This is a genomic window from Nostoc sp., from assembly GCF_036917975.1.
GTDB lineage: Bacteria > Cyanobacteriota > Cyanobacteriia > Cyanobacteriales > Nostocaceae > Nostoc.
On sequence record NZ_JBALEJ010000034.1, the window covers coordinates 89,570 to 102,249 of the forward strand.

Consider the following 12,680-nt stretch of genomic DNA (forward strand, 5'->3'; position numbering starts at 1 on the left):
AATTTTTTGGTTCATACTTCGTCCCTTATGGGCATAGTCATTCCAAAAGACGCGACGCTCGTTCGCCTTTGGCGTCTCCCCTTGGGAGAAGACTCGCTAACGCTACGCTATCGATAACTCGCTATCGCAAATCTAAAATCCTGTAGACAAGTACCCTTGTGGTCTGGGTCAATCCAAAATCGGCAATCTAAAATCCAAAATCGTTTGACAATATAGACTCAGGGAAGCAAAAATTACCATGCGGATTCTATTTGTTGCAGCAGAGGCAGCACCCATTGCCAAAGTAGGAGGAATGGGTGATGTTGTCGGGGCATTACCCAAATTTCTGAGAGAAATGGGGCATGATGTGCGGATATTCTTGCCTTACTATGGCTTCCTGCCAGACAAAATGGAAATTCCTAACGAACCCATCTGGCGGGGATCTGCCATGTTCCAGGAATTTGCTGTTTATGAAAGCATTCTGCCTGGTACTGATGTTCCCTTGTACTTATTTGGACATCCTGCCTTCCTACCCCGCCATATTTATTCTGGAGATGGTGAAGACTGGCGGTTCACCTTGTTTGCCAACGGTGCAGCCGAGTTTACCTGGAATTACTGGAAACCAGAAATTATCCACTGTCACGATTGGCATACGGGGATGATTCCTGTATGGATGCACCAAGATCCTGATATCACCACAGTATTTACCATTCATAATTTGGCTTATCAAGGGCCGTGGCGTTGGTATTTAGAGAAAATTACTTGGTGTCCCTGGTATATGCAGGGACACAACGTAATGGCGGCGGCGGTGCAATTTGCCAATAAGGTAAATACAGTTTCGCCCACTTATGCCGAGCAAATTAAGACACCTACTTACGGTGAAACATTAGAAGGTTTGCTGTCCTTTATTAGCGGTAAATTATCTGGAATTATCAACGGCATTGATACTGAGGTATATAATCCAGAAAATGACAAATACATTGTCCAAACCTTTACTGCTGATACTTTAGATAAACGCAAAGCCAACAAAATTGCTCTGCAACAAGAACTAGGATTAGAAGTCAATTCCAAAGCCTTTTTAATTGGGATCGTTACCCGATTAGTGGAACAAAAAGGCATTGATTTGATATTACAAATTCTCGATCGCTTCCTCTCTTACACAGATGCCCAGTTTGTACTATTGGGGACAGGCGATCGCTACTATGAAACTCAGATGTGGCAATTAGCATCGCGCTTTCCCGGACGCATGGCAACTTACTTACTGTATAACGATGCCCTGTCTCGCCGGATCTACGCTGGCACTGATGCCTTCTTAATGCCCAGTCGTTTTGAACCATGCGGTATTAGCCAAATGATGGCTTTGCGCTACGGTTCTGTACCGATTGTTCGCCGTACAGGTGGATTAGTTGACACCGTAACCCATTATGACCCTGAAAATGTCGCAGGTACTGGTTATTGCTTTGACCGTTATGAACCGCTAGACCTTTTCACCTGTATGATTCGGGCTTGGGAAGGCTTCCGTTTCAAACCGCAATGGCAAGAACTACAAAAACGTGGCATGAGTCAAGATTTTAGTTGGTATCAATCTGCCAAGCAGTACGTGAAATTATACAGGTCGATTTACGGTTTGCCAGAAGAAGAAGAGGAGACACCACAACCAAAGCTAGTATTAAACGAGATAGTCACTAGCACCAGCAAGTAAAAGGGCGGTTAGAAACCGCGTCTATACAGACAAAACCCACCTCCGTGGGTTTCAAACCTCAGTCTTTCCTTAGTCCGCGGAGGCGGACTTTGTTTGTGTAGCCGCGACTTCCAGTCGCCAGGGCTATTAATTACTTGTCGCTTTCGCCCTAATTAACCAATCACGATCGCTAACACAAATTTCTCGACCAAATGAGTCTCCTAAGCGGTCTAGCGCTAATAAACAAGCGTATTTCAAATCCCAAATCGGTGTATTTAGGCAAATTTTGAGTTCAGGAATTGCTCGTAAATCACCCAATTCAGCAAGAGCGATCGCACACGCAGCACGAGATTTCTGAAACTGGGGTTCGCGGTTGTGGAGGTTTTCCACCAACAAATCGTAGGCGGGAGCATATTTCAGCCAGCCGAAAAGTTTCATGACATGATAATGAGCGCCATAGTCGTTATATGCTTTGTCCCCATAAGTTACTAGAAGTGCTGCTGGTGTTTCTTGCGAGTAGATATCCAATAAGGTTTTTGTCGCTAAATAACACCGTCCAAAATCAGTTTCGTAAAGTTCATTAATCACAAAATCTAGCACAGGGGTAGCATCATACTCATGTACTAAATCAAGGTCGTCGGGATGATCGTAGAGTACTTGTTCTAAGTAAGGTTGAATTTCTGTAAAGGTAATTTCACCACTAGGAACGCCTGCATCTAAAAGCATCCGCAAACCTCGCAAGCGAAACACCAGAGATACAGGACAACGGGCGATTTCTGGGATGGCTTTGTAGTAGCGGGAATCAATCAAGTCTTGAATACAACCGCGCCGTGCATTGACGCTGGAACTTTGCAGCAGCGCCATCACCTCAGTGATTTGGGAATAGTCACCAGTGAACCGACAAACTGTAGCGATCGCCGCACTACGGGTAGGTTCATCCTCCACTTGGGTAAATTTCCGTACACGTTCTAGAGACTGCTGATAGTCAGCGTTCGCTAAAGTGTGAATAATCACTCGATAGATTTGACCTGGCTTATCCAGCAGTTGCGAGACTTCTTCGAGAATTTCTGGATCTTTCGTGCCGATTTCCCCGATCGCCCACACGGCATTCTCAACAGTATAAATATCATCATCTTGAAGGCACTGCCGAATTACAGGTAAAGCTGATTCCGCCTGCAATCGCCCCAAACTTTCCACAGCTTTGCGTCGAACAATGCGGTGGTCTAACTCATCAGGGTTACTGGTTTCAATCGCCCGTACTAAAGCTGCGATCGATTGCTCAGTGGGAAAGTTAATTAGATGGGAAACAGCAATATACTTATCAGAAGCATCTTCGAGTTGTTCTAATGGTGTATCAATAATTGCGATCGCTTCTTCTTCTGTTAGCCCAAACATTTTAAAAAAACGTTTATCCATTGATCTGTAAATTGCTCTTGGATAATTTTAGAGATCACTTTTACCATCGTACTAGGGACTGGGTACTGGGGATTGGGGATTGGGATCTATTTGGGGATTGATTGAACCATCAAAAGCGTCTACATAGCTATTTGAGAATAATAGGAACAAATATGAGTGATTATTTAGATGACTATGAATTTAATAACCTCGATTTTTATAGAAAAAATCATGGTTTACAGCTTTATTACAACTGGTCTGGGGAAATTTGGTGGCAAGAAACACCAGAAAAATCCAAAGAAAAATTGTTCTCTATTATTGGGATGAATGCTACCAAAGTATTTCTCAAGCCCGATTCTGAGTACGGCGAAGTCGGATATCGCATTAATAGAGAGTTGGGTTTATTTTGTGACCCAGATACCCAAGAGATTTTGCACTTTTGGAAGTCACCAACAGCGAGTCAACCAGTACCAGTAGTACACATTGCTAACCGCATTGTCCAAGGCTCAGTCAAACCAAAGAAATTTGTCATACCCAAAGGCAGGGGATATATTACCTCTGTCATGGAAATTCCTTTAGAATACCCGCATCCCTTAGCAGGAGATAGCAAATATTCAGACTATTGTCCTGGAGAAAAATTTAAGGGAGTTGAGTACTTTATCTCAAATACTTGCCGACCCGATGCAACTGATGTCCCTCCTGCTAAGTGGGCGAGAGACTGTCCTTGGTTGCCCTGGATGAAGTTAGGATATGCTCATCCAGCGAAATTAAGATTTGAAACCACAATATTTAGAGTAGATTCTTTTGAGCAGCTTCATCCTAGTTTGGTCAAGCTGGTGAGGGAGAAAGTACCAATTTATGAATTCACGCCGACAGAAAGTGATGAGCCAAATGTGACAAGCATTCAATACTTTAAGAAGAACTTTGAATCCTACTTGCAGGGAGATATTTTTCCACTTCAAGAAACCTCTTAAAGTAATTACTAATTCGTAATTGAATTCTTAACTACGAATTATAAAAAACTCCACGCCACTTGCGGGATGGAGTTTTTAGTCATTAGTCATTAGTACCAATGACCAATGACCGATGACTAATGAATGACTAATGACTAAAGCGGCGGGGCGGCTATCCCTCTCCACCCACTTGCGGGATGGAGTTTCCCGCCGCTTTCAATAAAGAATATTGTTTTTCCTAAACTCCTGCATTTTTAGCACTGATCAACCCATAGATGTTTTTTTAACCTTAAGTTAACTTATCCTTAGATACAGTATGTATACAAATTTACTGTATTTTTTGTCAGTTAGCAAAGTAAGGAGTGCTGATGCTGAAGACTCAAGATCCCACACAAGTATTGATACTGTTAATTGGAGGTTCAACGCTGCTTCTGTACGGAGTGAGACTAGTTACTGATGCAATGGAGCGGGCATTAGGTTCACGTCTACGGCTGGTGATGATGAAACTGGCGAGGTATCCTCTAGCAGCTTTTATCTCAGGGATTATCGTAACTATGCTGACTCAAAGCTCTACAGCAACAGCCTCCGTGATGGTAGGATTGGTAAGCGCACAGTTAGTACCCTTAGCAGCAGCAGTGATCATGTTACAGGGAGCGGCTGTAGGCTCTACATTGGTCGTACAACTGTTGGCGTTCCACATTACTCAATATGCACAAGAGTTCCTGGGTTTAGCGGCAGCGTTTGCCCTGTTGACTCAACGCAAGGCACTGCGGGATGTTGGTCGTGGTGTATTCAGTTTTGCGTTGGTGTTGCAGGGTTTAGCAATGATTGATGCTAGTAGCGCCCCCATTGCCGATAATCCGATTACGAATGACATTATGCATGCACTCTCCCAGTCTCCTTTAGTACTGGTATTACTGGGCATCTTGCTAGCAGCAGCATTTGTCTCTAGCATTGCCGCAATCGGAATTGTTATGGCTTTGGCTGGAGGAGGTGCCCTCCCGCTAGAAGCTGCTCTGGCAGTAATGCTAGGTGCTAATATTGGCACAACACTCATGCCCTTACTCACTGCATTAAACCGAGGTAGCATTGTTGGACGCCGGCTAGGATTCATCTATGTTGGCACTAGGCTTCTTGGAGGAGGATTGGTGCTGGTATTGCTCAATCCCTTGACGGTGTTGTTGACTCGTTTGCTGCCCAATCCTTCAACACAAGTAGCATTGGCACATCTGGGATTTAACTTAATATTGGCGATCGTTTTTGTGCCACTAGCAAGTCTACTAGCAGACTTAGCTACCAGACTCTTACCAGAGCCGGAGACAGAAAAGAAACTAAGTTCGCGCTACCTTGATCCCAATGCATTGACATTGCCTGCTGTCGCGCTCGGTCAAGCAATGCGTGAGATTATGCGGATGGCAGATTTATCCGCAGAGATGTTACAGCTTAGTATTCAGGCGTTTGAAGATGGAGTAAAAGATTTACCTAAACAGATTGGGGCACTCGATAACCAACTTGACGATATGGAAACTGCTATTAAGCATTATCTGATTCAAATAAATGATGAATTGCTGACAGCAGAACAGTCGCAACGGGAGTTAACATTGCTTTCTATCAGTACGGAGTTAGAGGCAATTGGCGACATCATCGACAGACAACTCATGCGATTAGCCCGACGCAAACGGCGCAAACGAATTGCTTTTTCTCAGCCGGAGTGGAACGACATTGTTGCTTTCCACGGCGAGGTACTAGGACTGTTGCAACAAACATTAATAGGGTTGGCTGCACAAGATTCAACTATTGCAGGCGAAGTATTGTCCCAACGGCAGTGGCTCAATCAATTCAAGCGAGAAATTTATCTACGCCATCTCCAGCATCTAAGTTCAGGAGATCCTGTCAGTCTTAATGCCAGCTCCATTCTTTTGGAGATGGTTAATGCAATGAGTCGTATTCTTTCTCACATCAGTAGCATTGCCCGTGCTATTCAAGGAGAGTTGTAATTTATTGAGACCTGTGTCAGGTAGTTGGAGATTGAGATTAATATATTAAGTGAATATTATTATTCATAGTTGGTAATTATTTCTTAGGGTAGATTAATTCATTAGTAGTAGACTTGACTTGAAGACCTCCTGGCAAAATCAGTGTCTCGGACTCAATCACATTGACTTCTCGTGTTGCACGATGCTAGTGCGATATCTATGATGTCCTACGCTTACGGGAACTACCAGAAATAAATTATATTTTGTGGGGTGGGCATCTTGCCCGCTCAGTTCATAGGGCGGGCAAGATGCCCACCCCACAAGAGTTAATTGGATATTTTTTTATTTGGAAGTTCTTAGGCACTGTCTTGTAGACAACTTTTGAAGATTCCTGTCAAAAAGCTTTACCAGTGGTTACGCGATCTGAGAAGATCAAAATATATCTATTCGTCAGCTATTTAGTTAGTTGCCTCTTGCCAACTATTCCGTTCTATGTAATAGCTAAATACTGGTCTTTAACAAATAACCAAACACAAACATTCTTGGAACACTGACCACACATCATTTATATAAACAGACATTTAGGAAACAAAAGTTATGGATGAAACCTCAGAATTGACAACAACCAATAACGTCACAGCCCAAGATGTAGCAGAAGTAATTGCAGAACTTGAGCAATATCGGGAACGTCTAGTTCAAGAAACTACGGAAACAGCAAAACGAGCTAAGTTAATGAAAGTAAGTGTCATGGCAAAACTGGAGCCTGAGCTTGCCAAGATTGATTCTGCTCTCCAGGAACTCCGCGATCAACAAGCTGCCCTGAGTGTCAGCAACTAGTCATTCATCTTGATAATTCAACCAGAAGTTATATGCTCAACTCCGAAACTCAATCCGGGGTAGATTCGTTAAATCTGTCCCATGTAGAAACTGATGCTTTATTTGCAGTCGTGAGTGAGCAATTAAGCTTAAACACCTTCAACTCAGATGATCAAGAGCTACTCAAGCGAATGATTGAGAGTATGGGAGACTCACGGGGCATGGTTAGGCTGAGTTTTGCAGAGGCTTTGGGTAAAATTGGCAAACCAGCGACCCCTTTATTAATGGAAGCTGTGGCAAGTCATCCAAACCCAGTTGTGCGGAGAGCCAGCGCTAAAACCCTGACACTGATTGCTGATCCGATCGCAGTTCCCACTTTAGTCAACGCCCTGTTAAATGATGAAGATACCGTGGTCAAAACCTCGGCGGTGGGAGGGCTTGCTAAAATCGGTGAGGCAGCAGTGCCAGCATTGCTGAAAATTTTAGCGTCAACCGAGTATCCAGAAAGTGCTAAAGGTCATGCGGTATGGGCGTTGGGGTTTATTGGGGCAGACGCTAAAGAGTATTTATATCAAGAGATTAACTCAGACTCAGATGAAGTTCGAGCGGCGGTAGTAGGTGCGATCGCTAAAATTGCTCAAGAAGGCAACGAAGAAGGAGCATTTAATATTTTAGTTAACGCCCTCACCGATCCATCTGAAATTGTACGGTGTGAAGCAGCAGCAGCATTGGGTAGCCTCACCTATCAACCAGCAATTCCTCACCTGGTTGAGTTACTCCATCATACCGATTGGGAAACTCGAAAAGCAGCAGCTTTAGCATTAATGAAGATTGGCGATCGCACTTCCTTAGAACCCCTGCAAGCCGCATTGACCAACGAAGAGGAAGCGGCAGTTCAGGCAGTTATCAAGCTAGCGATTTCTCAAATTGAGAGACAATTAGAGGAGGATGCTTGGGAATAGGGCAATGGACATTTACAACTTGACATTTTTCTCTCGTTTTGAGAGTATTTAATTAGCAATTAGTTTTTCATTGATTGATGAATATAGACAAGAGCGTAGAGACAAATGCATCTGATTGCGATTCGTAACCTCCGCATTGATGCTGCCCACTACCCCGATGTCAAAAAGCAAATTAATGACTGGTACGCAACCGTCAAGAAAGTGGAATGGCAGAACTTGGAGGATGTTCGTCAGATTTATCGGGATGCTGAAGCGGTTGGAAATTTTACAGTCTTTAACATCAAAGGTAATGACTATCGCCTGATTGTCGGTATTGACTACGAAAACCAAACGGTTTACTACAAATACTTTCTAACTCATACCGAATACGACAAAGGTAAATGGAAAAATGACCCTTACTTTTGACCAAGCAGTTTATAGTAGTCTGCTAGCTGAAGTTGCTCCCAAGGTGATTGAGACGGAAGAGGAGTATGATCGCGTCCTAGCTGTGGCAGAGCGCCTAACTTTTTGCAAGAATCGGACTATAGAAGAACAAGCTTTGCATAAGCTGATAGTTACGCTGATTGAAGCGTATGAGGCACAGAACTATCCAATGGATGAATCTGCACCGTATGAAATTCTCCAACACATTATGGAAGTCAGTGATACCCGTCAAGCCGATTTGGTGGGTATTATTGGGTCGAGCGGTGTGGTGTCTGAGGTTGTGAACGGCAAGCGGTCGATTAGTAAGGCACAAGCTAAGGCACTTGGAGATTACTTCAAGGTGACACCCAATCTGTTCATCTAATGTATTCGTTCTATTGGAATTGATGAAAGTAGTTGTATTTAAGAGCGATCGCTACCCTCTTTTATATTTAATTACCTGATCTAATCGAGGCAAAGCACTCACTGCTGACTCTCGAACATAGGGATCAACAGATTCATCATTTGTCAACGCCGTCAGCACTTCCAACCCTCGGATATCACCCATTGAACCGAGTGCATTGACGATCGCTACAGCCACCGCCACATTATCTATTGTTTTCAGAGCTTCAGTCAAAATCTCAAAGGCAGGAGAACCAATTTCACCCAGCGCCATCACTGATGCAATATAAACAACGGGATTTTGGTCATTGAGCGCTGTTTTCAATCCCTGTAAGCCCTCAGCCGGAAAAGGAACATCGGGATGGTTAGCAGCAATCTGTGCCAGGGCCTTAGCACAGCTACCCCGAATGGTCGCATTATCGCTATTTATTAATGACTCTACCAGTAGCGGTACAGCGTCCGTACCAATAGCGCCCAGTGCCTTTACCGCCGCTCGACGGTAGGTGACATCTTCCTCATCTAAAATACCCATCAGCCGAGGAATGGTATTTTCATCACGGACATCAGCCAGTTCCCACATGGCTCGTTCTCGCAAATTGGGGTTGGGATGTTTCAACTGTTCAAATAGAGAATCTATTGTCATAAAATCAAATTTTCCTGTTTCAATCCCCCAAGTTCAATCATTAATTACCTTAGCGCAGCGTTAGCAAGACCTTGAGCGTCATTACGAATTACGAATTACGAATTACGAATTACGAATTACTAACAACTGAGGGACTCTTGGTCAGTCACTCAACCAGATACAGGCAAAGCAACAGACTGAGAGTCCCTAAGTTTTAGAGTATGACGATCGCTCGTCTATTCAATCCTTGTTACTATGACAGGGAGTTGATTACATAGTCGAGGAGAGCGCGGAATTCAACCAAAGCTTGAGGAGACAAATCACGAGGAGAGCAAGCGCGATCGCGAGTGTAAGTCAACGCGGTTACATAAGGAGCGGTTGGCAGACCCAAAGAGCGATAAACTTCACGAGCGCCTGCAATACCCCATTCATCCAGAGGGCCAGTACCGCCCACAACTAAGCTGTAGTTGATCAAGCGTAGGTAGTGCTTGATGTCGCGCAGGCACTTATCTTTTTTAACTTGGGTAGCACCAGCTTCACCTTCTTGGGTCAAGTAAGGATATTTCTTGAAGGCAGCATCATAAGCTTCCTTAGCTACGTTATCGATACCAGCAGCTAGCTTTTCAGCAGCTTCTAGACGAGCAGAAGCACGTTGAATGCTACCTTGAACTGATTCTAGATCAGAGCTAGTTGGGAAACGACCGGCTGCATCAGCAGCTCCAATAACCGTAGTGATAACTGATTTCATTGCTTTTTATACTCCAGATTAGATTTGATCGAGTTGTGATTTCAGTTGGCTTGACTAATAGGCTTTAGCCGTTAGCGATTAGCAATTAGCTCAGAGCAGAAATAACGCGATCGAAGTAGCTAGCAGCTTCAGCAGCTAGAGCAGAGCAGTCGCCTTGAGGAGTATCCAGTTTACGGAACTTCTTACCAGCGTTAGCTTCAGTGTTAGTGTTGGTGATGTGAGCGACGCTGATCGCCTTCAAAATCTGAACAGCACGTATAGAAGAAGAGGCAGGTACGCCCAAAGCTGTGTAGGTTTCTTTCAAACCATTCAAAGCGCGATCGTCTAATACAGAAGAATCACCAGCCAATAGTGCATAAGTTACGTAGCGCAGAATGATTTCAGCATCACGTAAACAAGCAGCAGTCCGACGAGTGGGATACAAGTTACCACCAGCTTGAAGCAAACCAGTGTTTTCACAAGCAATCCCAGCGATCGCATCAGAAACCGCACAGCTAGCATTGCTGGCGATCGCATTTACAGCATCAAGGCGCTTGTTGCCTTCAGCAATAAAAGACTTTAGGGCTGCTAAATCAGCACCACCGATAGGAGCGGTTTTGGCATCAGCCGTAATTACAGCTCTGGAAAAAGCATCAAGAACCATGAGTTCTCCTTAATATTCACAAATGGCGGATATTATTTTTGGCTTGTTCTCGATCAGGTTCACTGTGAGTAGCCAAACAAAAACATAGGGGATCAACAGTACCCTAGTCTTTACTATGAGAGACAAAGTAATAATCTGTAATATTTAATTTGGGCAAAAAATTAAGACTTACGCATTTCAATGGAACTCTGCCACTGCGTAAGTCTTAAAAGAAAAAATCTTATTTTTTACTCGATCAAGCTTGTTTTAGGAGATGTTTGACCAAATTATCTTTCACCATCATCTGCCGTAAAACTTCTAGCAAAAAATCCTGAGCCTCTTCTTGACTCAAACTTTTTACCTGGTCTTTCAAATTTTTTAAGCGAAACTGTTGCTCTAAAGTTAGTTCGATTGGGAAGTCCATCATTCACTCCTCGGATTGACTGGATCGAAGGGTATTTTTTATTACCACTAGTTTCAAGGTCTATAGCTGTCGTAGAAATTGCTTTCCAATATTCTAGCACCGAGATATTAAAACGTCTACATTGTCAAGTCATAACAAATCATGCTTATAAAAGTTTACAATTACACGACAACATGTCTGCCTCTCCCTTGGTAGGGAATTTATTGAACCTGACCCGCTAATGGCTGTAATGTTTAGAATGTTTAGATACGAATAACTCTAAAAAGAAAAAACAAGGTAAACATCGTCCGCAGGAGTAATTAAGTAGGAGTCAGAAGATTGATAGACGCAATGGAATTTTTTCAGCTAAGTGCTGGTAAGTGGCGATCGCAACGTGCAACTCATCATCTAGCGTTCAAGCGCTCAGAGACAGGAGAATCGGATATACAGGTAGAAACTCTCGATGCCGACCATCCCGAAATCATAGAATTGTGCCAGTATCATGAGATTGACCCCAGCCTTTCAATAGGTGGTTCGCGCGTGCGTTGGCTAGGGACAATGGCTTGGGATCGAGAGGGTGAGGAGAATCATCAAGGGAAAACCATTTTTGCGATCGTGCCTGATGGCGATAACCCCAGGCAAGGAAAATTACTCCGCGAAAGAGGTTACGCCGAAATCGTGCCTGTAGTCGGTCTTTTTCACATGGATGATGAAGATGGACTGGTGTTGACAACCGAATACGAAACAATGAGTTCCATTGAGCGATTCTGGTTTGCCAGCCCAAATATGCGAATGCGAACCAGTACAGTCAAACGGTTTGGCGGCTTTAGCACAGCATCGTTTTGTACTGAAACTCGTATTGATGCTGCTGTTGAGGTTTCCAGCACAGAAGAAGTAACAGAAAGACTTGGGACGGATGTTCTAGAAAAAAGACAGTTTTATTCAGTTTTGGGGTGGTGAATTATCTCAACCAGAGTGATGCTTTTACTCGTGGGCAAGATTATCTGCATCTAGTGCAGAGACTTGCCCTAGAGCCGGGTATGGTGGATGTGTTTGATAATTTGCGCGATCGCATCCCCATTTGCACTTGGATCGGCGATAATATTAATACCGTAAACGCCCAGATCAACGCTTATCTGGATTTTTGTCATGAGTGCTTTCATCCCCAAGAGCGTCGCCACATCCAAATTTTTGCAGTACCCATAGCTCAATCCTTCGGCATAGATGGACTATGTAACATTCTTACAAACCCAATCACTATTTTGGTAGATGTCGGTCGAGTTGCGCCTAAAGACTGGTTTGGTGTAGTTGTCCATGAATACGCCCATGCCCATCTAGGAGACTTTGGCCACAATGAGCAGTTTGCTAGTATCCTATCTCATTTATGTTTAGGACTGGGATTGGAACCACCCTACTGGGAGGCAGGAATGGAAGCAACTTTGCGTAGCTGGCCTTACTGTAAATCAACAATAGATCCCCTGGAATTTTGGATAGGTCGCTGAGGGAGGCAGGAGGCAGGAGGCAGGGGGCAGTAAGTAGAAACTCTTGATGTCTGATTTTGAGTCCTGCATTTTGTACCTTATCTACTTGAAAACTGCTGCATTATTCCTACCCAGTCCCCAATCCCCAGTCCCCAGTCCCCAGTCCCCAATCCCCAGTCCCCATTAATTTCTTTTGCTAAATGTTAAAAATTATTGCTCTAGTTCAAAAAGGTGAAAC

The 12,680-nt window shown here is 43.8% G+C and carries 14 protein-coding genes; 9 read left to right on the forward strand and 5 right to left on the reverse strand.

Annotated features, from left to right (window positions below; genetic code table 11):
* Positions 1-238 precede the first annotated feature (238 nt).
* Complete coding sequence (gene glgA, locus V7K76_RS15055; RefSeq protein ID WP_334780069.1) at positions 239-1,681, forward strand: glycogen synthase GlgA; 1,443 nt, start codon at positions 239-241, stop codon at positions 1,679-1,681.
* A gap of 126 nt (positions 1,682-1,807) precedes the next feature.
* Here the strand turns inward: glgA and V7K76_RS15060 are convergent, their stop codons facing one another.
* Positions 1,808-3,076 (reverse strand): HEAT repeat domain-containing protein, encoded by a 1,269-nt coding sequence (locus tag V7K76_RS15060; protein WP_334780070.1) that lies wholly within the window; start codon positions 3,074-3,076, stop codon positions 1,808-1,810.
* Between the two features lie 152 nt (positions 3,077-3,228).
* Between V7K76_RS15060 and V7K76_RS15065 the strand changes: the two genes are divergently transcribed.
* The 6 genes from V7K76_RS15065 to V7K76_RS15090 all read left to right on the forward strand — a co-directional run bounded on the left by V7K76_RS15065 (position 3,229) and on the right by V7K76_RS15090 (position 8,549).
* Positions 3,229-4,029 (forward strand): DUF1838 family protein, encoded by an 801-nt coding sequence (locus V7K76_RS15065; RefSeq protein ID WP_334780071.1) that lies wholly within the window; start codon positions 3,229-3,231, stop codon positions 4,027-4,029.
* 347 nt (positions 4,030-4,376) lie between these two features.
* On the forward strand, positions 4,377-6,005 hold the full coding sequence (locus tag V7K76_RS15070) for a Na/Pi cotransporter family protein (protein ID WP_334780072.1): 1,629 nt from the start codon (positions 4,377-4,379) through the stop codon (positions 6,003-6,005).
* 576 nt (positions 6,006-6,581) lie between these two features.
* Positions 6,582-6,821 (forward strand): hypothetical protein, encoded by a 240-nt coding sequence (locus tag V7K76_RS15075; RefSeq protein ID WP_179068461.1) that lies wholly within the window; start codon positions 6,582-6,584, stop codon positions 6,819-6,821.
* Between the two features lie 32 nt (positions 6,822-6,853).
* On the forward strand, positions 6,854-7,762 hold the full coding sequence (locus tag V7K76_RS15080; protein ID WP_334780073.1) for a HEAT repeat domain-containing protein: 909 nt from the start codon (positions 6,854-6,856) through the stop codon (positions 7,760-7,762).
* Between the two features lie 105 nt (positions 7,763-7,867).
* Positions 7,868-8,167 (forward strand): type II toxin-antitoxin system HigB family toxin, encoded by a 300-nt coding sequence (locus V7K76_RS15085; RefSeq protein ID WP_334780074.1) that lies wholly within the window; start codon positions 7,868-7,870, stop codon positions 8,165-8,167.
* Positions 8,151-8,549, forward strand: a complete 399-nt coding sequence (locus V7K76_RS15090) for a helix-turn-helix domain-containing protein (RefSeq protein ID WP_334780075.1) — start codon at positions 8,151-8,153, stop codon at positions 8,547-8,549. Before V7K76_RS15085 ends, V7K76_RS15090 begins: the two co-directional genes overlap by 17 nt.
* 51 nt (positions 8,550-8,600) lie before the next feature.
* On the opposite strand, the gene V7K76_RS15095 is transcribed toward V7K76_RS15090, so the two are convergent.
* The 4 genes from V7K76_RS15095 to V7K76_RS15110 form a co-directional block, all read right to left on the reverse strand.
* Positions 8,601-9,209: a HEAT repeat domain-containing protein gene (locus V7K76_RS15095; RefSeq protein ID WP_334780077.1), complete on the reverse strand. Its 609-nt coding sequence runs from the start codon at positions 9,207-9,209 to the stop codon at positions 8,601-8,603.
* A 232-nt stretch (positions 9,210-9,441) separates the two neighbouring features.
* Positions 9,442-9,936 (reverse strand): bleomycin hydrolase, encoded by a 495-nt coding sequence (locus V7K76_RS15100; protein ID WP_181931968.1) that lies wholly within the window; start codon positions 9,934-9,936, stop codon positions 9,442-9,444.
* An 85-nt stretch (positions 9,937-10,021) separates the two neighbouring features.
* Entirely contained in the window at positions 10,022-10,579 is a 558-nt protein-coding gene (locus V7K76_RS15105) for a bleomycin hydrolase (protein ID WP_179068457.1), read from the reverse strand.
* 235 nt (positions 10,580-10,814) lie between these two features.
* The gene (locus tag V7K76_RS15110; protein ID WP_442936235.1) at positions 10,815-10,985 is read right to left on the reverse strand and encodes an NblA/ycf18 family protein; all 171 of its coding nucleotides are present in this window, start codon (positions 10,983-10,985) and stop codon (positions 10,815-10,817) included.
* A gap of 318 nt (positions 10,986-11,303) precedes the next feature.
* Here V7K76_RS15110 and V7K76_RS15115 point away from each other — a divergent pair, with 318 nt between their 5' ends.
* Positions 11,304-11,921: a phycobiliprotein lyase gene (locus tag V7K76_RS15115; RefSeq protein WP_334780211.1), complete on the forward strand. Its 618-nt coding sequence runs from the start codon at positions 11,304-11,306 to the stop codon at positions 11,919-11,921.
* Positions 11,918-12,463, forward strand: a complete 546-nt coding sequence (locus V7K76_RS15120) for a hypothetical protein (protein ID WP_334780078.1) — start codon at positions 11,918-11,920, stop codon at positions 12,461-12,463. The genes V7K76_RS15115 and V7K76_RS15120 overlap by 4 nt, the downstream gene beginning before the upstream one ends.
* Positions 12,464-12,680 lie beyond the last annotated feature (217 nt).